Raw genomic sequence first — 17,571 nt, 5'->3', positions numbered from 1 at the left:
CACATATCCACCCGCCAAAAACGGCGGGGGCGTGAAGGTTGAGGAAAGACAGAAAGTGAGCAGGTCCATGACGAAGCATCGCGAAACCGAACCCGGGCAAGCGGGTCTGCGGGGTCTGGGCGTGGCGGGGGCCATTGGTGCCGCGCTGCTGCTGACGGCCTGCGCGGATGAGCAGACCTATCTGCCGGGCAAACGCGAAGACGTGCGCGCGGTGCTGCAAAACCCCGGCGTGCAAGACCCTGCCTTTGACGCCGCCACTGGCCCCGTGCCAGAGAATACCAGCCGCGCCATCGCTCTGGGCGGCATGGTGAACAACGCCAATTGGACCCATAGCATCGGCACCGCCGCGACCCGCATCAGCCATCCCGCGTTGCGGACCGCGTTGCAGCCGATCTGGAGTGCCGATATCGGCGCGGGCGACAGCCGCAAACAACGTATCACCGCCGATCCGGTGGTGGCGAGCGGGCGTGTCTTTACGCTCGACGCCGGGGCGCAGGTCACCGCGACCTCGACCTCAGGCCAAACGCTCTGGACCCGTGACCTCACCCCCGCATCCGACCGGGAAGGCCAAGCCACCGGTGGTGGCCTCGCCGTGGATGGGGAAACGCTCTATGTCTCCGTGGGCTTTGGCGTTCTGGCCGCGCTTGATGTGACGACGGGCGGCGTGCGCTGGACCCAAGACCTTGACGCCACCGGTTCGGGCACGCCGACCGTCTCGGGCGATCTGGTCTATCTCACGGCGGGCGACGATACCGGCTGGGCGCTCGACAAAACCACTGGCCGCATCCAGTGGCAGACCGGCGCTGTGACCAGCCTCAGCAACGTGCTGGGCGCGCCTGCGCCTGCCGTCACCAGCGATCTGGCGATCTTTGCCTTCGGCTCGGGCGAGGTGCAGGGGCTGTTCCGCCAAGGCGGGCTTGAGCGGTGGTCGACCTCCGTTCTGGGCAAACGTCCGGGCCGCGCGCTGAGCTTTGTGGGCGATGTGACAAGCGCGCCTGTGGTTTCGAACGGGACTGTCTATGTGGGCAACCATTCGGGCCGTCTGGCCGCACTGGATGTCAACAGCGGCGACCGTAAGTGGGTCGCGCGCGACGGGGCGATCGGTCCGGTCTGGCCTGCGGGCGATTCTGTCTTTGCGGTGACGGACCTGAACGAATTGGTCCGGCTCGACGCCAGCACGGGCCGCCGCATCTGGGGCACGCCGCTGCCGAATTTCGTCAAGGACAAGCCCAAGAAACAATCCGAAGTGGTGGCCCATTACGGCCCGATCATCGCCGGGGGGCGCGTGATCGTGGCTTCCAACGACGGGGTGCTGCGCAGCTTTGACCCCGTAAGCGGCGGGCTGACCGGCACCACCCGAATCCCCGGCGGGGCGACAACCGCCCCCGTCGTGGCGGGCGGCACGCTTTATGTCGTCTCCACCAAGGGGCAATTGCACGCTTTCCGTTAGGCCGCAAATAGGCTAAGGCGCGTGTCTGAACTGGCCCAACCGGGGCCCGGAGCCTGAATTATGTCCTTTACCCTTGCCATCGTGGGCCGTCCCAATGTCGGGAAATCCACGCTGTTCAACCGCCTTGTTGGCAAACGCCTTGCGCTGGTCGATGACCAGCCCGGCGTGACCCGCGACCTGCGCGAAGGCGCGGCCAAATTGGCCGACCTGCGCTTTACCGTGATCGACACCGCGGGGCTGGAAGAGGTCACCGACGACAGCCTGCAAGGCCGGATGCGCCGCTTGACCGAACGTGCGGTGGACATGGCCGATGTCTGTCTCTTCATGATCGACGCCCGCGTCGGCGTAACCCCCTCCGACATGGTCTTTGCCGAGATCCTGCGGAAAAAATCCGCCCATGTGATTCTCGCGGGCAACAAGGGGGAGGGTAAGGCCGCCGACGCCGGCATGATCGAGGCCTATTCGTTGGGGCTGGGCGAGCCCATTCGCATGTCCGCCGAACATGGTGAGGGGCTGACCGATCTTTACACGGCCCTGATGCCGCTGGCGGATGAATATGCCGAACGTGCCACCCAAGACGCGCCCGAGACGGATGTGGACCTGCCCGAGGATGACGCCGATCTCGAAGCCGAATCCCTGCCGATGCCGACCCGCGACAAGCCCTTGCAGGTCGCCGTGGTGGGCCGCCCCAATGCGGGTAAATCGACGCTGATCAACCAGATTCTGGGTGAGGACCGCCTGCTGACCGGGCCAGAGGCTGGGATCACCCGCGATGCGATCTCGCTGACCACCGAATGGGCCGGGCCGGATGGTGAGCCTGTGCCGATGCGTATTTTCGACACCGCCGGGATGCGCAAGAAGGCCAAGGTGCAAGAGAAGCTGGAAAAACTCAGCGTTAGCGACGGTCTGCGCGCGGTGAAATTCGCCGAGGTTGTGGTGCTTCTGCTCGACGCCGAAATCCCGTTCGAGCAGCAAGACCTGCGCATCGCCGATCTGGCCGAGCGTGAGGGCCGTGCCGTGGTCGTCGCCGTGAACAAATGGGACATCGAAGAGAACCGGCAGGAGAAACTGCGCGATCTCAAAGAAAGCTTCGAGCGGCTCTTGCCGCAGTTGCGCGGTGCGCCGCTGATCACCGTGTCGGCCAAGACGGGCAGGGGCCTCGACCGGCTTCAGGCCGCGATCATGCGCGCCTATGAGGTCTGGAACCGCCGAGTGACCACCGCGCAGCTCAACCGCTGGCTTTCGGGCATGTTGGAGGCGCATCCGCCCCCCGCACCGCAGGGCAAGCGCATCAAGCTGCGCTATATGACCCAAGCCAAGACCCGCCCGCCGGGCTTCGTGGTGATGTGCAGCCACCCTGACAAGGTGCCGGACAGCTACACGCGCTATCTGGTCAACGGGTTGCGGTTGGATTTCGACATGCCCGGCACGCCGATCCGTCTGTGGATGCGCGGCCAGTCCGACGCCAACCCCTATAAGAACCGCAAGAAAGCGGCACCGTCGAAGCTGCGCAAGCACACCGACGGTCGCCGCAAGGACTAAGCGCGCTCAGCCGCGCCGGAATGCCCTGACGGTGGGCAGCGCCACGATGACGCTGCCCCCGAGCGCCAGATAGGCGACCAAGGCCGTCTCGCCCCAATTGGTCACGACCACGCCCACCAGCCCCCAGATCACCGCGATGCCATAGGTCGGTGTCCGCCCCAGAGCGGTCTGGACGATGGTGCCGATTGCAATTGCCAGTCCGACAAAGACCACCGCTGCTGTCTGCTCTTCCAAATAGCCGTATCCTGCGGCCAGCAGCGCCAGCGACACGCAGGAAGCGGCAGAGAGCCAGCCTGCGTAGAGCCCCACCGGCGCGGCGGCCCAGAGCGGGTCTTCGACCGGAGCAAGGAATAGGGCGATGAGGGCGGTGACCAGCATGATCCAGATCAGTATCGCCGCCCAAACGGGGCTCATGGTGGCCACGGCGAGCCATGTGGTCCCCACGGCGAGCGACAGGCAGAGCGGCACGCGCATGTCATGCCACTGCCCGTCCCGCGGCGCGCGCAACAGGCCATAGCCAAGGCCCGCGATCAGCCACAGGTAAATCACCCCCCAGATGGAAAAGGCATAGCCCGCAGGCTGCGCGGGCGGGTTGCCCTGCGGAATGGGGAATTGGTTCGGATCAAAGCCCGAGAAGCTGGGAACGAAAAAAGGCGAGATCGCGAAGGCGATGCTGAGTAGCAGCGCAAGCACGGCGATCAGGGTGCGGGAGGATTTGGGCAAGGTCGGCCTCGCGGAATTAGCAGTTGCGTTACAGCTAATCCTAGAGCGCCCGCGCGCCACGGCAACCGGGGGCCAGCGCCTACCGGGTCGCACCGCAATTGCGCCCCACATAATCTTGCATGCCCCCGGCGTGACGGGGCGGGCAGGCGATGGCCCGGCCCCCGGCGGCGCGGATCGGGCCTAGCGGTGGCTCACCCTTAGGCGAGCACACCTTCCGCAGTGAGGGTCGTCTTCCCCCCAAGATAGGGCGCAAGCGCCTCGGGCAGTTTCACCGACCCATCCGCCTGCTGGCCATTTTCCAGCACCGCGATCAGGCAGCGCCCCACGGCCAGCCCCGAGCCATTCAGCGTATGAACGAACTGTGGCTTGCCACCGCCCTCGGGTTTGAACCGCGCGTTCATGCGCCGCGCCTGAAAATCACCGGTGGTCGAGACCGAGGAGATCTCGCGGTAGCAATCCTGCCCCGGCACCCAGGCTTCGATGTCATAGGTCCGCCGCGCGCCGAACCCCATGTCGCCGGTGCAGAGGATCACCGTCCGGTAGGGCACGCCGAGTTTTTCGAGGATGCCCTCGGCGCAGGCGACCATGCGCTGCTGTTCGGCGTCGCTCTCATCCGGGTGGGTGATCGAAACCATCTCGACCTTTTCGAACTGGTGTTGGCGCAGCATCCCGGCGGTGTCGCGGCCCGCGCTCCCGGCCTCGGAACGGAAGCAGAGCGTATGCGCGGTGAGACGGATCGGCAGGGCGTTTTGCTCCAGCGTGTCGCCGCCCACCGAATAGGTCAGCGGCACTTCGGAGGTCGGCACCAGCCACCAGCCATCCGTCGTCTGATAGCTGTCCTCGCCGAATTTCGGCAGTTTGTCGGTGCCATACATCGCTTCGTCGCGCACCAGCACGGGGGAGTTCACCTCCGTCAGACCGTTTTCATCCACATGGGTGTCGATCATGAACTGGGCCAGCGCGCGGTGCACCCGCGCCACGGCACCTTTCAGCATGACGAAACGCGCGCCCGAGGTCTTGGCCGCGGTCTCGAAATCCATACCGGGTTTGACGCCTGCGATCTCGTAATGCTCGACCGGTTTGAAATCAAAGGCAGGCTTCTCGCCCCAGCTTTTCACCTCGACATTGTCATTCTCATCATCGCCTTGAGGCACGTCATCGGCGGGGTTGTTGGGGATGCGGGCGAGCATGTCGGTCAGCTTCGCGTCCAACTCCTGCGCCTCGGCGTTCATTGCGGCGACTTCGGCCTTCTTGTCGCTGACCAGCGCGCGCAGACGCTCGAACTCGGCCTCATCCCCACGGCCCTTAGCGGCGCCGACTTCCTTGCTGGCCTTGTTCTGCTCGGCTTTGGCAGTCTCGGCGGCGGCGATCTTGGCGCGGCGCGCGGCATCGAGGGACAGCACCGCCTGCGACATCGCCGCCTCGCCCCGGCGGGCAAGAGCGGCGTCAAAAGCCTCGGGATTGTCGCGGATGGCGCGGATGTCGTGCATGGGTTTGTCCTCAAGATCGGGTGAGTCGGTTTTGCTGCCTTATGCCTTAATGTGCGGTGCGGGGGTAGGGGCCGCAACCATGCGGCGATTGGCCCCGCGCGAGCGGGCAGGCGGCATCGGCTTTCCACCTTGCACCCCGCTGCCACCGCGCATAGGTTCTGGCCAAATTCTCAAGGCCCATTTTGTGGCCAAATACCCATCGAAAAGGACGACCCCCATGGAAGGCATCCAGCAATTCGTGCCGCTGATCCTGATCTTCGCGATCATGTATTTTCTGCTCATCCGCCCGCAGCAGAAGAAGGCGAAGGAACATCAGGCCATGGTGGCCGGTCTGCGCCGGGGCGATCAGGTCGTGACCCAAGGCGGCATCATCGGCAAGGTCTCCAAGGTCAAAGACGACGGTGAGCTTGAGGTGGAAATCGCCGAAGGCGTGAAAATTCGCGTGGTGCAGGCCACCATCGCCACCGTGGTCTCCAAGACCGAACCGGCGAAATAAACCCTACCCCGAGGCCGCAACCCAAAGGCGGAACTATGCTACAGATTGATCTGTGGAAGCGGATTGTCATTGTCCTGACCTGTCTGGCAGGGCTTTGGCTGGCGCTTCCCAATGCCTTTTACGCTCCTGTCGAAAAGCACAATGACGCCGTTGCGGCCATCGAGGTTCAGGGCAGTACGCCCGAACTGGAAGCGCAGCGCGCGCTTTGGCCCGAGTGGATGCCCTCGGGGCTGGTGAACCTTGGCCTCGATTTGCGCGGCGGTGCGCATCTGCTGGCCGAGGTGCAACTGGCCGATGTCTATGCCTCGCGCATGGAAGCACAATGGCCCGAGGTCCGAGACGCCCTGCGCAGCCTGACCCCGGTTCGCCGGCAAGAGGCGCCAGCGGGGGAATTGCGGGTCCGCCTGAACGATCCGTCGAAAATGGCCGAAGCGCTGCAAATTACCCGTGATCTGGCCCGCCCCGTCACCACCGTGACCGGCGCAGGCGGCAGCGACATCAACGTAAGCGGGGCCGATGGCGTCATCACCATCACCCTGTCGGATGCCGAAAAACAGGCGACCGACGAACGCACCATGCAGCAGAGCCTCGAAATCGTGCGCCGCCGCATTGACGAAGTCGGCACCCGTGAGCCGACGATCCAGCGTCAGGGCGCGGACCGCATTCTGATCCAGGTGCCCGGCATCGGTTCGGCGGCCGAGTTGAAAGCCATCATCGGCACCACGGCGCAGCTGACCTTCAACCCGGTGGTGAACCGCGGCTCGAATGAGAACGACAACCCCGGCATCGGCAACGCCATCCTGCCCGCGGCGGATGAAGAAGGCGTCTTCTACACAATCGAGACCGCCCCCGTCGTCACCGGCGAGCAATTGGTCGACGCGCAGCCCAGCTTTGACCAGAACGGCGCGCCTGCCGTGTCTTTCCGCTTTGACACCTCCGGTGCGCGCAAGTTCGGCGATTACACGGCAGAAAACATCGGCTCGCCCTTCGCCATCGTGCTCGACGATGAAGTCATCAGCGCGCCGACGATCCAGAGCCATATTCCCGGCGGGTCGGGCATCATCACCGGACGCTTCTCGGTCGAGGAAAGCACGAACCTTGCCGTGCTGCTGCGCGCAGGTGCACTGCCTGCGGGTCTGAGCTTTGTCGAAGAGCGCACCATCGGGCCGGAACTGGGCCAAGACAGCATCGACGCGGGCAAGATCGCGACTGTGGTCGCCTTTGTCGCCGTGCTGTTCTTCATGTGGGCGTCCTACGGGCTGTTCGGCTTCTTCGCCAATATCGCGCTGATCATCAACGTCGGGCTGATCTTTGGCCTGCTGAGCCTGATCGGTGCCACGCTGACGCTTCCGGGCATCTCCGGGATCGTGCTGACGGTCGGCATGGCGGTCGACGCCAACGTGCTGATCTTCGAGCGTATCCGCGAGGAGCAACGCAATGCCAAGGGTGCCGCGCGGGCGATCTCACTGGGGTATGAGCGTGCGCTCAGCGCCATTCTGGATGCCAATATCACCACATTCATCGTGGCGGTCATCCTCTTCGCTCTCGGCTCCGGTCCGGTGCGCGGCTTTGCCGTCACGCTGGGGCTGGGCATCGTCACATCGGTCTTCACCGCCTTCTTCGTCACCCGTTTGCTGGTGGTGATCTGGTTTGAACGCCGCCGTCCCAAGACAATCGAGGTTTGACATGCGACTGAAGCTGGTACCCGACAACACGAACTTCGATTTCTTCGGCTATGCCAAGATCACCTTCGGCGCCTCCGTGGTGTTGATGGTCCTGTCCCTGATCGCTTGGGGCGTGATGGGGCTGAACTTTGGCATCGACTTCCGCGGCGGCACCACGCTGCGGACCGAAAGCACCCAAGCCGTCGACGTGGGCGAATATCGCGATGCGCTCGCGCCGCTTGAATTGGGCGACGTCACGATTTCCGAGGTCTTCGATCCCGGTTTCGGTGCCGACCGCCATGTGGCGATGATCCGCGTGCAGGCTCAAGAAGGGCAGCAGGCGGCGACCTCAGACACAATTGAAACCATCGAAGCGGCGCTGCAAAGCGTTGCCCCCGATATCAAGTTCACCTCCGTCGAATCCGTGGGGCCCAAGGTCTCGGGCGAGTTGATCCAGACCGCTTTCCTTGCCGTGGGCGGGGCGCTGGCGGCGATCCTGATCTACATCTGGTTGCGCTTCGAATGGCAATTCTCGGTCGGCGCGGTGGTGGCGCTGTTCCACGACGTGGTGCTGACCATCGGTTTGTTCTCGCTTCTGCAGATCCGTTTCGACCTGCCGGTCGTGGCGGCGATCCTGACCATCATCGGCTATTCGATCAACGACACCGTGGTGATCTTTGACCGCCTGCGAGAGAATCTGCGCAAATACAAAAAGCGCCCCCTGCGGGATGTGATGAACCTCAGCGTGAACGAGACGCTAAGCCGCACCCTGATGACCTCGGGCACCACCTTGCTGGCGCTGATCGCCCTGCTGATCTTGGGCGGCGATGTGATCCGGGCCTTCGTCTTTGCCATCACATGGGGCGTGATCGTGGGCACCTATTCTTCGGTCTATGTGGCCAAGAACGTGGTGCTCTACCTTGGCGTGAAGCGCGACTGGTCCAAGCCCGACGCGGGCGCGGGCACGCAATTCGCCAATATTGATGCCTGACCTGCTGGCGCAGGCCATGGCCACCCCGGGGGTGGCATGGCTTGCGCTGGCCGTGATCGTGGCGGGGCTGGTGCGCGGCTTCGCCGGTTTCGGCTCTGCCATGATCATCATGCCCGTCGCGGCCTCTGTCCTTTCCCCGGTCGAAGCGATTCTGTTTCTCACTGCTGCCGAATTGATCGGCCCCCTGCCAAACCTCCCCGATGCCCTGCGCGAGGGCGCGCCCCGCGAAGTGGGGCGGCTGCTCCTCGGCGTGCTGATCGGGATGCCACTGGGGCTCTGGGGGCTGTCGCTGATCTCACCCGAAGGGTTCGGCTGGATCGTCTCGGGCGTGGTACTGGGGCTTCTGGCGCTGCTGCTTGCGGGCTGGCGCTATCACGGCCCGCTTGGCGCGAAGCTGGTGACGGCCACCGGCGCTCTGGGTGGCTTTATGACCGGTTTTGCGGGCATCGCCGGGCCGCCGGTGATCCTGCTTTATATGGCGAGCCGCAGGCCCGCTGCGGTGATCCGGGCGAATTTCCTGCTCTATCTTCTGGGGCTCGACCTGATGCTCTTTGCCATGCTGGCGGCGACGGGGCAGGTGGTCTGGCCGGTGCTGTGGCTGGGCCTGCTGGCCGGGGTGCCGAATGTCATCGCCAATATCATCGGGGCGCGGCTATTTGACCCAAAGCGAGAGCGGCTTTTTCGCACGGTGGCCTATATCGTCATCGCCGCATCGGCTATCCTTGGCCTGCCGCTGTGGAATATCTGAGCCTGAGAGGGACATGACATGCGATTGAACGAGATCACCTATACCGACGCCAAACCGATCGACGGCTACGGCCCCGGCTTTTTCCGCATCGATGGCGAGGTCGTCGAGGGTGCGCAGGTGATCGGCCCGGAGGGCATCACCGGCTGGGGCGGTCTGGCCGATCCTGCGCCGGTGTCGGCGCTGGCGGGCAAGGTGGATGTCGTCTTTCTCGGCACCGGGTCGGAGGTGGCGCATATCCCCGATGACCTGCGCGAGACCTTGGAAGAGGCCGGGCTGGGGGTCGAGGTCATGTCCTCTCCCGCTGCCTGCCGCACCTACAACATTCTGCTGAGCGAGGGGCGGCGCATCGCGCTGGCCCTCTTGCCGGTCTAAGGGCGGAGCGGCGCGGCCAGTGCAAGTCAGTAACCTTAGCGTCGCACGCGGCGGGGTGCCCGTGCTTTCGGGCCTGTCCTTCGCGCTGGCGGCGGGGGAGGCTTTGGTGCTGCGCGGCCCGAACGGGGCCGGGAAGACGACGCTGCTGCGCTGTATCGCCGGGCTGCAAGCGCCGCTCACAGGGCAGATTGAGGGGGCGGAGGACCGTGTCGCCTATGCCGCCCATGCGGATGGGCTGAAATCCATGCTGACCGTGCGCGAGAACCTGAGCTTTTGGGCGCAGGTCTTTGGCAACACTGACATTTCCGCAGCACTTGATGGCTATGCGTTGCGCCCTTTGGCTGACCGTTTGGCTGCGACCCTTTCCGCCGGGCAAAAGCGCCGTTTGGGCTTGGCGCGGCTCTTGGTGACGGGGCGGCCGATCTGGGTCTTGGATGAGCCGACGGTCTCGCTCGACGCGGATGCGGTGGCGCTGTTCGGTGCTGTCCTGCGCGGGCATTTGGCGGCGGGTGGATCGGCCCTCATGGCCACGCATATCGATCTGGGGGTGGAGGCGCGGATGCTCGACATCAGCGCCTACCGCGCGGCCCCCGATGCCGATCTCGGCGCCAGCGATGCGGCCTTTTTATGAAAGCGTTGCTGCTACGAGACCTGCACTTGGCGCTGCGGGCAGGCGGGGGCTTTGGCCTTGGCTTGGCGTTCTTCCTGATTGTGACGATGCTGGTGCCTTTCAGCGTCGGGCCGGAGGCCACGCTGCTGCGCGCGATTGCGCCCGGCGTGCTTTGGCTCGGGGCGCTTTTGGCCTGCCTTCTGTCGCTCGACCGTCTGCTGGCGCTCGACCTCGAAGACGGCTCTTTGGAGCTGCTGCTCACCGCACCTTTGCCCCTCGAAGGGGCGCTGGCGATCAAGGCTTTGGCGCATTGGCTGACCACTGGGTTGCCGCTGGTTCTGGCGGCGCCCTTTCTGGGGGTGATGCTGCAACTCGCAGCGCCGGGGCATCTGTGGCTGCTGCTCTCGCTGGCGCTCGGCACGCCTGCGCTGTCGGTGATCGGCATGTTCGGCGCGGCGCTGACGGTGGGGATCAAACGCGGCGGGCTGCTGTTGTCGCTACTCGTGCTGCCGCTCTATATCCCGACGCTGATTTTCGGGGCCGAGGTTGCCCGGCGCGGGGCGGCGGGCTTGGAGGCCACGACGCCGCTTTTGATGCTGGCGGGGCTGACGCTGGCCGTGGTGGCCTTGATGCCATTTGCCGCAGCCGCCGTGCTACGGATGGGGTTGCGATGACCCGGGTAAATCGTGCATTGAGCACCACCCAACCGCGCGATAGGTAGTCTGCATGTCCCTTTGGCAATACGCAAACCCGGTCAAATTCCTTGCGCTTTCGCAGCGCGTGCAGCCTGCGCTTTGGGTGCTGGCGGCGGCTTTCGTAAGTGTGGGCTTGCTTTGGGGCTTTTTCGGCACGCCTGATGACGCGCGGCAAGGCAGCACGGTCAAGATCATCTACCTGCATGTGCCCGCCGCCCTGATGGCGATCAATGCGTGGTTCATGATGCTGGTGGCCTCGCTCATCTGGCTGATCCGCCGGCATCACGTCAGCGCATTGGCGGCCAAGGCCGCGGCCCCCGTGGGGCTGGTGATGACGCTGATTGCGCTGGTCACGGGGGCGATCTGGGGCCAGCCGATGTGGGGCACATGGTGGGCGTGGGATCCGCGGCTTACGTCCTTCCTGATCCTGTTCCTCTTCTATCTCGGCTACATCGCGCTGTGGCAGGCGGTGGAGGATCCGGACACCGCTGCCGATCTCACTTCGGTTCTCTGCCTTGTCGGCTCAGTCTTTGCGGTGCTGTCGCGCTATGCGGTGCAGTTCTGGAACCAAGGGTTGCATCAAGGCACCTCGATCCCCGTGGCGACGGGCAACCGCAGTGTGGCGGATGTTTTCTTTTACCCGCTTGTGCTGGCGATGCTGGGCTTTGGTCTGCTGTTTCTGGCATTGGTGGTCTACCGCACGGGCACCGAAATTCGCTTGCGCCGTACGGCAGCGCTCAGGGCGCGGATGAACAGGGGGGCGTGATGCCGGATCTTGGAAAATACGCGGCCGAGGTGCTCTCGGCCTATGCCGTATCTCTGCTGCTGCTGGCGGCGCTGATCGGCTTGACCCTCTGGCGCGGTCGCGCAGCGCGCCGGGCTTTGGAAGAGACAGAGCAGGAGGCCGGACGCCGTGGCTAAACTCTCGCCCATGATGATCGCGCCGCCGGTGATCTTTGCCGCCTTCGTCGCACTGGCCGCCGTTGGCATGTACCGCGATGATCCCGAGGGGCTGCCCTCGACGCTGGTGGGGCAACAGGCGCCTGCCATGCCCGAAGCCACGCTGCCCGGCTATCCGCAGGCCACGGATGACATGCTGCGCGCAGGGCAAGTGAGCTTGGTGAACTTCTGGGCCAGCTGGTGCCCGCCCTGCCGTGCCGAACACCCCAAACTGCTTGAGATGCAGGCCGAGGGGATGAACATCATCGGCGTCAATTTCAAGGATACTGAGAAGAACGCGACCGCCTATCTTGAGGACGAAGAAAGCCCCTTTGCCGGGGTCGGTTTCGACCCGCAGGGGCGTGTGGCAATCGACTGGGGCGTGACCGCCCCGCCGGAGACTTTCATCGTCGACGGGGATGGCACGGTGTTGTTCCGCTTTGCCGGGCCGCTGGTTGGCAGCGATTACGAACAGCGGTTCCTCCCGGCGCTGCGGGATGCGATCACCCGCTGATCTTGGCGGCGTATTCAACCAAACGTTTCGCCTGATATGTGACGGATTTCTTACCAGTGTCGCTCAGCGGACCGGGTTCGCAGGAGTATCCGTAGGGGTTGCCGCCATCTTCGAATTTGATGCCATCGGCATAGCCCGGCGGTACGATGATCGCCCCCCAGTGCATCGCAGTGACATAGATCGACTGAAGCGTCGTCTCCTGCCCGCCGTGCGGGTTCTGGGCCGAGGTGGTCGCCGTGATCGCCTTATTGGCAAGCGCCCCTGACTGCCAGAGCGGCCCCAACGTGTCGATGAAGGCGCGGAACTGGCTGGCGGCGACGCCAAAGCGGGTGGGGGCAGAGATGAAATAGCCATCGGCCCATTCCATGTCCTCGGGTTTGGCCTCGGGGATGTCTTGCATCTTGTCCAACTGGGCGCGCCACGCGTCTTGGCCATCGACAACGGCCTGCGGGGCGGTCTCGGCGCAGCGGCGCAGGCGGACCTCGGCGCCTGCCTCTTCGGCGGCGCGCGCGGCTTGCTCTGCGATGGCGTGGTTGGTCCCATAGGTGGAGTAGAACAGAACGGTGATTTTCGGGCTCATGGTTTCTCCTTTTACGAGGTGCTTCGGGATCAACGGGAGTTCCCGGTCTTCTGTTCCTCGGGGTCAGAGGGAATAGGGCCGCGCCCATTCGCGCAGGCGGTCGATAAACTGGGCGTTGGTCAGTTGGTCCAAGCGGCCCTCGGGCGCGGTGAAACCGGGCAGCGGCTCAAGCGCGATGCGCAGGCGGCGCATCTGTTCGGGGTAGGGGGCGACCCGCTCGGCCAGTTCCACCATCCCCGCGGGCACCCGGCGGGCGGGGTGTTCGGCGCTGTAGTAAAGCGCGAATTGCATCGCATTGAGGTTCGACACCAGATCGGCGAGGGCGGGCATGATGACCGTGTTCATCTCATCGCTGTCCGCCGCGAACATCGACGCCTTGCTCAAAAGCCCCCGCGCTTGCGCGACGGTGGTGGTGGTCGACAGCACGAAACTGACCGAGAGGGTGAGGATCACCATACCGTTGACCCCGACGAGCACCGACATCACCTGCCAGAAGGCGCCTTGCGTTTGCAGCGGCCCGCCCCCGAGGGTGGAAAGCAGATGGCCGACAAAGGCGGAATCGCGGATGAAACCCGCAGGCTGCGTGCTGTCAGACATCACCACCGCGTAGCGGCTGAGTTGAAACACCAAGGTCCATCCGAGAGAGACGAGCAGGATCCACGTCGCCGCGATGGCCGTCATCACCACCGGACCTGAGAGGCGATGGCGCGTATCTCCCTTTGGCATCACCTTGGAAAAGAGGAAGAAGGCTGCCCGCGCGACCCGTTCCGACAGGGGAGCCACAGGAGCCGCGCCAATGGCGGTATAAAGAAAATCCAGCAGGACAATAACAAGGATCACCGCGCCCAAAGCGCCTAGCGCGTAACCTGTTATCATTCCTGTGCCTTCCTCGAACGCGATCGTCTTAGGAAGGCAACCCTTGATGCGCGGGCAGGTTCCCGCGCAGCGGCGCGCGGCAAATGAAAAGGAGCGACCCGATGGGGCCGCTCCTTGAATGGTCTAGCGGTGGCGATTGGCGCTTAGGCCGATTTCGCCAAGTTGCGCAGCACATAGTGTAGCACGCCCCCGTGTTCGATGTACTCGATCTCGATCGCGGTATCGATGCGGCACTTCAGAGTAATCTCTTTGGTGCTACCGTCCGCCATGGTGATCTCGCAGCGCACTTCCTGCAGCGGCTTGATGGTGTCGAGCCCTTTGATCGAGACGCTTTCCTCACCGGTCAGACCCAGCGATTTGCGGGTGTCGCCGCCGGTGAACTCAAACGGGATAACGCCCATGCCAACGAGGTTAGAGCGGTGGATACGCTCAAAGCTCTCGGCGATCACGGCCTTGACGCCCAGCAGAGCGGTGCCCTTCGCGGCCCAGTCACGCGAGGAGCCCGCGCCATACTGCTCACCACCAAAGATCACCAGCGGGGTGCCGTTCTCCTGATGCGCCATGGCGGCATCAAAGATCGAAGTCTGCTCGCCATCGGGGCCTTTGGTGTAGCCACCTTCGACGCCGTCCAGCATCTCGTTCTTGATGCGGATGTTGGCGAAGGTGCCGCGCATCATGACTTCGTGGTTACCGCGACGCGAACCGTAGGAGTTGAACTCCCGCACCGGCACCTGACGTTCGATCAGATACTGACCTGCAGGCGTGGTTTCTTTGAAGGAACCGGCAGGCGAGATGTGGTCGGTCGTGATCATGTCACCCAGCACCGCCAGCACTTTCGCGCCTTCGATGTTCGAGATGGTGCCCGGCTCGGGCGACATGCCTTGGAAGTAGGGCGGGTTCTGCACGTAGGTCGACTGCGGCGGCCAATCGTAGGTCTTGCTGTCGGTGGTCTCAACCGCCTGCCACTTTTCATCGCCTTTGAAGACGTCGGCGTATTTCTCTTGGAAGGCTTCGCGCGTCACGGTCTGTTCGACCAGTTCAGCGACTTCCTGCGTCGAGGGCCAGATGTCTTTCAGGTAGACGTCGTTGCCGTTCTTGTCCTGACCCAGCGGGCTGTTGGTCAGGTCGTGGTTCATGTCACCCACCAGCGCATAGGCCACCACGAGGGGCGGGGAGGCGAGGTAGTTGGCGCGCACGTCGGGGCTGATGCGGCCCTCGAAGTTGCGGTTGCCCGAAAGCACCGAGGTGCCGATCAGGTCATAGTCGTTGATCGCCTTGCTGATCGGCGCTTCCAGCGGGCCGGAGTTGCCGATGCAGGTGGTGCAGCCGTAGCCCACGAGGTTGAAGCCGATGGCGTCGAGATCGTCTTGCAGACCCGCGGCCTCAAGGTAATGCGACACGACCTGCGAACCCGGTGCCAATGATGTCTTGACCCAAGGCTTGCGGGTCAGACCCAGCTCACGCGCCTTGCGCGCCACAAGGCCCGCGCCGATCATCACATAGGGGTTCGACGTGTTGGTACAGGACGTGATCGAGGCGATCACGATGGAGCCGTCATGCAGCTGGTAATGGCCGTCGTCGGTCATCACATAGCCGCGGTTGTGGTGGCCCTCGTCACCGGGAATGTCCTGCGGCTCGGGCTGGCCGCCTTCGCCTTCCCAACGGATTTCGGAGTTTGCGGAGGTGTCTTTGCCTTCGCGGATGCCTTTGACGTATTCGGCGAAAGCGGTGTGCGCCTTGTCGAGTGCGATGTAGTCCTGCGGGCGCTTGGGACCCGAGATCGCGGGAACGATGGTGCCCATGTCGAGGCTCAGCGTGTCGGTGTAGACCGGCGCGTAATCCGCATCGCGCCACATGCCGTTTTCCTGCGCATAGGCTTTGACCAGCGCCACGCGATCCTTGTCGCGGCCGGTGTTGGTCAGATAGCGCAGCGTCTCATCGTCGATCGGGAAGAAGCCACAGGTCGCGCCGTACTCAGGCGCCATGTTGGCGATGGTCGCGCGGTCTGCCAGCGGCAGGTGATCGAGGCCGTCACCGTAGAATTCCACGAATTTGCCGACCACGCCCTTCTCGCGCAGCATTTCGACCACTTTCAGCACGAGGTCGGTGCCGGTGGTGCCTTCCATCATGCGGCCCGTCAGCTCAAAGCCCACGACCTCGGGGATCAGCATGGAGATCGGCTGACCCAGCATCGCGGCCTCGGCCTCGATCCCGCCGACGCCCCAGCCCAGAACGGCGGCGCCGTTGACCATGGTGGTGTGGCTGTCGGTGCCCACCAGCGTGTCGGGGTAGGCCACTTCCTCGCCATTCTGGTCCTTATCGGTCCAAACGGTCTGGCTAAGGTACTCAAGGTTCACCTGGTGGCAGATGCCGGTGCCGGGGGGCACAACGCGGAAGTTGTTAAACGCCTTTTGGCCCCACTTGAGGAAGGTATAGCGTTCGATGTTACGCTCATACTCGCGGTCCACGTTCATCTGGAAGGCGCGCGGGTTGCCGAACTCGTCGATCATGACCGAGTGGTCGATCACGAGGTCGACGGGGTTCAGCGGGTTAATCTTGTCGGCGTCGCCACCAAGCGCCACCAGACCGTCGCGCATCGCGGCAAGGTCGACCACCGCTGGCACGCCGGTGAAGTCTTGCATCAGCACGCGGGCCGGGCGGTAGGCGATCTCACGCGGGTTCTTGCCGCCCTTGGTCGCCCATTCGGCGAAAGCCTTGATGTCGTCCTGGGTGACGGTCTTGCCGTCCTCAAAACGCAGCATGTTTTCCAGAACGACTTTCAACGCCGCTGGCAATTTCGAGAAATCGCCCAGACCAGCCGCTTCGGCGGCGGGGATGGAGTAATAGGCGACGTTCTGGCTGCCAATGGAGAGGGTTTTCCGTGTCTTGGCACTGTCGTGACCGACTTGGATTGTCATGGCGGGCTCCCTTCGGGGTCTGATGGGTGGCTAGATTGCCGTCTCAATGCCACTACGGGCGCGGCGGTTCAACTGTTATCGGGCGGTTTCGCGCGATTTTGTATACCATTGTGTACCGACTTGGAAGGGGGCATCATGCGCAGCATGCGGCTGTGGGCGCTAACGGCCGTTTCAACAAAGGTTGATTGGTATTTTACCCTCCCAGCCGTTAGACCAAACCCATCACCGCGATATTGATCCGTCTGGAATTTTATGAAGCCCCTGATTTTTCCCGTCCTTGCCGCATTTTCGCTGCTGGCCGAGCCCTTGCAGGCTCAGCAGGAGCAGCCTGTGGTGGTCGAACTCTTTACCTCTCAGGGCTGTTCCTCTTGCCCCGATGCTGATGCGATGCTCGCCGAATTGGCCGAGCGGGAGGATATCATCGCGCTCGCGCTGCATGTGGATTACTGGGATTACATCGGCTGGGAGGATCCCTTTGGCGATCCGGCCCATGCCGAGCGTCAGCGCGGCTACGCCGCTGTCGGCGGGCGGCGCAGCGTCTATACGCCTGAGCTGATCGTGCAGGGGCAGACCGATATCGTCGGCGCGAAACCGATGAAACTGATGGACGCGGTCGAACGTCACGCAGAGGCCGCGCCGCAAGTGGCGCTGACGGTCGCGCGGTCAGGTGCAGCGGTTGAGATCACGGCAGATCCTTTGGCCAAAGGCGTGGGGCCGATGCAGGTCCACATCCTGCGCTACTCCCCGATGGAGCGGACCAAGGTCACCCGGGGTGAAAACGCGGGCCATGTCATGGAGCACAGCAATGTGGTGCAGGGCTGGCAGGTCTTGACGGAGTGGGACGGGGCCGCGCCGCTGTCACTGCGTGCCGATGCTGAGGGCGATCTGCCCGTCGTGGTCATCGTTCAGCGCAAAGAGCAGGGCGGCCCAGGGGCGATCCTTGCCGCCGCGCGAGCCAAGTAA

Annotated in this window: 18 protein-coding genes; 13 read left to right on the top strand and 5 right to left on the bottom strand. The window is 64.0% G+C overall.

The features are described 5' to 3' along the window. Positions 1 to 67 precede the first annotated feature (67 nt). Positions 68 to 1,450 (top strand): PQQ-binding-like beta-propeller repeat protein, encoded by a 1,383-nt coding sequence (locus ACGYLX_RS12810; RefSeq protein WP_394449938.1) that lies wholly within the window; start codon positions 68 to 70, stop codon positions 1,448 to 1,450. A gap of 60 nt (positions 1,451 to 1,510) precedes the next feature. After that, positions 1,511 to 2,992: a ribosome biogenesis GTPase Der gene (der, locus tag ACGYLX_RS12805; RefSeq protein ID WP_394449936.1), complete on the top strand. Its 1,482-nt coding sequence runs from the start codon at positions 1,511 to 1,513 to the stop codon at positions 2,990 to 2,992. 6 nt (positions 2,993 to 2,998) lie between these two features. Here the strand turns inward: der and ACGYLX_RS12800 are convergent, their stop codons facing one another. After that, entirely contained in the window at positions 2,999 to 3,715 is a 717-nt protein-coding gene (locus ACGYLX_RS12800; RefSeq protein WP_394449934.1) for a hypothetical protein, read from the bottom strand. Between the two features lie 197 nt (positions 3,716 to 3,912). After that, on the bottom strand, positions 3,913 to 5,205 hold the full coding sequence (serS, locus tag ACGYLX_RS12795; protein ID WP_394449932.1) for a serine--tRNA ligase: 1,293 nt from the start codon (positions 5,203 to 5,205) through the stop codon (positions 3,913 to 3,915). Between the two features lie 217 nt (positions 5,206 to 5,422). Here serS and yajC point away from each other — a divergent pair, with 217 nt between their 5' ends. The 10 genes from yajC to ACGYLX_RS12745 are packed head-to-tail and all read left to right on the top strand — an operon-like array spanning position 5,423 to position 12,234. Continuing rightward, a complete protein-coding gene (gene yajC, locus ACGYLX_RS12790; RefSeq protein WP_067627241.1) occupies positions 5,423 to 5,701 on the top strand; it encodes a preprotein translocase subunit YajC in 279 nt (92 codons plus the stop codon). 35 nt (positions 5,702 to 5,736) lie between these two features. Next, positions 5,737 to 7,386 carry a protein translocase subunit SecD gene (gene secD / locus ACGYLX_RS12785; RefSeq protein WP_394449931.1) on the top strand — a complete coding sequence of 550 codons (1,650 nt, stop codon included), beginning with the start codon at positions 5,737 to 5,739 and terminating at the stop codon, positions 7,384 to 7,386. Between the two features lies 1 nt (position 7,387). Beyond that, the gene (secF, locus tag ACGYLX_RS12780) at positions 7,388 to 8,356 is read left to right on the top strand and encodes a protein translocase subunit SecF (RefSeq protein ID WP_394449929.1); all 969 of its coding nucleotides are present in this window, start codon (positions 7,388 to 7,390) and stop codon (positions 8,354 to 8,356) included. Beyond that, entirely contained in the window at positions 8,349 to 9,104 is a 756-nt protein-coding gene (locus tag ACGYLX_RS12775; protein WP_394449927.1) for a sulfite exporter TauE/SafE family protein, read from the top strand. The genes secF and ACGYLX_RS12775 overlap by 8 nt, the downstream gene beginning before the upstream one ends. Before the next feature lie 18 nt (positions 9,105 to 9,122). After that, positions 9,123 to 9,476, top strand: coding sequence for an Mth938-like domain-containing protein (locus tag ACGYLX_RS12770; RefSeq protein ID WP_394449925.1), 354 nt, complete (start codon positions 9,123 to 9,125; stop codon positions 9,474 to 9,476). 19 nt (positions 9,477 to 9,495) lie between these two features. After that, on the top strand, positions 9,496 to 10,107 hold the full coding sequence (gene ccmA, locus ACGYLX_RS12765) for a heme ABC exporter ATP-binding protein CcmA (protein WP_394413339.1): 612 nt from the start codon (positions 9,496 to 9,498) through the stop codon (positions 10,105 to 10,107). After that, positions 10,104 to 10,760: a heme exporter protein CcmB gene (gene ccmB / locus ACGYLX_RS12760; protein WP_394449923.1), complete on the top strand. Its 657-nt coding sequence runs from the start codon at positions 10,104 to 10,106 to the stop codon at positions 10,758 to 10,760. Before ccmA ends, ccmB begins: the two co-directional genes overlap by 4 nt. 52 nt (positions 10,761 to 10,812) lie before the next feature. Then, complete coding sequence (gene ccmC / locus ACGYLX_RS12755) at positions 10,813 to 11,547, top strand: heme ABC transporter permease CcmC (RefSeq protein WP_067266389.1); 735 nt, start codon at positions 10,813 to 10,815, stop codon at positions 11,545 to 11,547. Beyond that, positions 11,547 to 11,702: a heme exporter protein CcmD gene (gene ccmD / locus ACGYLX_RS12750; protein ID WP_067266382.1), complete on the top strand. Its 156-nt coding sequence runs from the start codon at positions 11,547 to 11,549 to the stop codon at positions 11,700 to 11,702. The genes ccmC and ccmD overlap by 1 nt, the downstream gene beginning before the upstream one ends. A gap of 13 nt (positions 11,703 to 11,715) precedes the next feature. Continuing rightward, positions 11,716 to 12,234: a DsbE family thiol:disulfide interchange protein gene (locus ACGYLX_RS12745; RefSeq protein ID WP_394443989.1), complete on the top strand. Its 519-nt coding sequence runs from the start codon at positions 11,716 to 11,718 to the stop codon at positions 12,232 to 12,234. Here the strand turns inward: ACGYLX_RS12745 and ACGYLX_RS12740 are convergent. The 3 genes from ACGYLX_RS12740 to acnA form a co-directional block, all read right to left on the bottom strand. Beyond that, positions 12,224 to 12,814 carry an NAD(P)H-dependent oxidoreductase gene (locus tag ACGYLX_RS12740; protein WP_394449921.1) on the bottom strand — a complete coding sequence of 197 codons (591 nt, stop codon included), beginning with the start codon at positions 12,812 to 12,814 and terminating at the stop codon, positions 12,224 to 12,226. The genes ACGYLX_RS12745 and ACGYLX_RS12740 overlap by 11 nt on opposite strands. A 63-nt stretch (positions 12,815 to 12,877) precedes the next feature. Continuing rightward, complete coding sequence (locus ACGYLX_RS12735; RefSeq protein WP_394449919.1) at positions 12,878 to 13,690, bottom strand: hypothetical protein; 813 nt, start codon at positions 13,688 to 13,690, stop codon at positions 12,878 to 12,880. Between the two features lie 143 nt (positions 13,691 to 13,833). Continuing rightward, on the bottom strand, positions 13,834 to 16,608 hold the full coding sequence (gene acnA, locus ACGYLX_RS12730) for an aconitate hydratase AcnA (protein ID WP_394449917.1): 2,775 nt from the start codon (positions 16,606 to 16,608) through the stop codon (positions 13,834 to 13,836). A 252-nt stretch (positions 16,609 to 16,860) separates the two neighbouring features. Here acnA and ACGYLX_RS12725 point away from each other — a divergent pair, with 252 nt between their 5' ends. Continuing rightward, on the top strand, positions 16,861 to 17,571 hold the full coding sequence (locus tag ACGYLX_RS12725; RefSeq protein WP_394449915.1) for a DUF1223 domain-containing protein: 711 nt from the start codon (positions 16,861 to 16,863) through the stop codon (positions 17,569 to 17,571).

It is taken from the genome of Sulfitobacter sp. 1A13496, from assembly GCF_043557225.1.
Lineage (GTDB): Bacteria > Pseudomonadota > Alphaproteobacteria > Rhodobacterales > Rhodobacteraceae > Sulfitobacter > Sulfitobacter faviae.
This window is presented reverse-complemented; position numbering and strand designations above follow the sequence as displayed.

Bases quoted from the DNA above. Each gene is read 5' to 3' on its own strand.
- ACGYLX_RS12810 (WP_394449938.1), top strand. From the start codon at position 68: ATGACGAAGCATCGCGAAACCGAACCCGGGCAAGCGGGTCTGCGGGGT.
- der (WP_394449936.1), top strand. From the start codon at position 1,511: ATGTCCTTTACCCTTGCCATCGTGGGCCGTCCCAATGTCGGGAAATCC.
- serS (WP_394449932.1), bottom strand. From the start codon at position 5,205: ATGCACGACATCCGCGCCATCCGCGACAATCCCGAGGCTTTTGACGCC.
- yajC (WP_067627241.1), top strand. From the start codon at position 5,423: ATGGAAGGCATCCAGCAATTCGTGCCGCTGATCCTGATCTTCGCGATC.
- secD (WP_394449931.1), top strand. From the start codon at position 5,737: ATGCTACAGATTGATCTGTGGAAGCGGATTGTCATTGTCCTGACCTGT.
- secF (WP_394449929.1), top strand. From the start codon at position 7,388: ATGCGACTGAAGCTGGTACCCGACAACACGAACTTCGATTTCTTCGGC.
- ACGYLX_RS12775 (WP_394449927.1), top strand. From the start codon at position 8,349: ATGCCTGACCTGCTGGCGCAGGCCATGGCCACCCCGGGGGTGGCATGG.
- ACGYLX_RS12770 (WP_394449925.1), top strand. From the start codon at position 9,123: ATGCGATTGAACGAGATCACCTATACCGACGCCAAACCGATCGACGGC.
- ccmB (WP_394449923.1), top strand. From the start codon at position 10,104: ATGAAAGCGTTGCTGCTACGAGACCTGCACTTGGCGCTGCGGGCAGGC.
- ccmC (WP_067266389.1), top strand. From the start codon at position 10,813: ATGTCCCTTTGGCAATACGCAAACCCGGTCAAATTCCTTGCGCTTTCG.
- ccmD (WP_067266382.1), top strand. From the start codon at position 11,547: ATGCCGGATCTTGGAAAATACGCGGCCGAGGTGCTCTCGGCCTATGCC.
- ACGYLX_RS12745 (WP_394443989.1), top strand. From the start codon at position 11,716: ATGATCGCGCCGCCGGTGATCTTTGCCGCCTTCGTCGCACTGGCCGCC.
- ACGYLX_RS12740 (WP_394449921.1), bottom strand. From the start codon at position 12,814: ATGAGCCCGAAAATCACCGTTCTGTTCTACTCCACCTATGGGACCAAC.
- ACGYLX_RS12735 (WP_394449919.1), bottom strand. From the start codon at position 13,690: ATGATAACAGGTTACGCGCTAGGCGCTTTGGGCGCGGTGATCCTTGTT.
- acnA (WP_394449917.1), bottom strand. From the start codon at position 16,608: ATGACAATCCAAGTCGGTCACGACAGTGCCAAGACACGGAAAACCCTC.
- ACGYLX_RS12725 (WP_394449915.1), top strand. From the start codon at position 16,861: ATGAAGCCCCTGATTTTTCCCGTCCTTGCCGCATTTTCGCTGCTGGCC.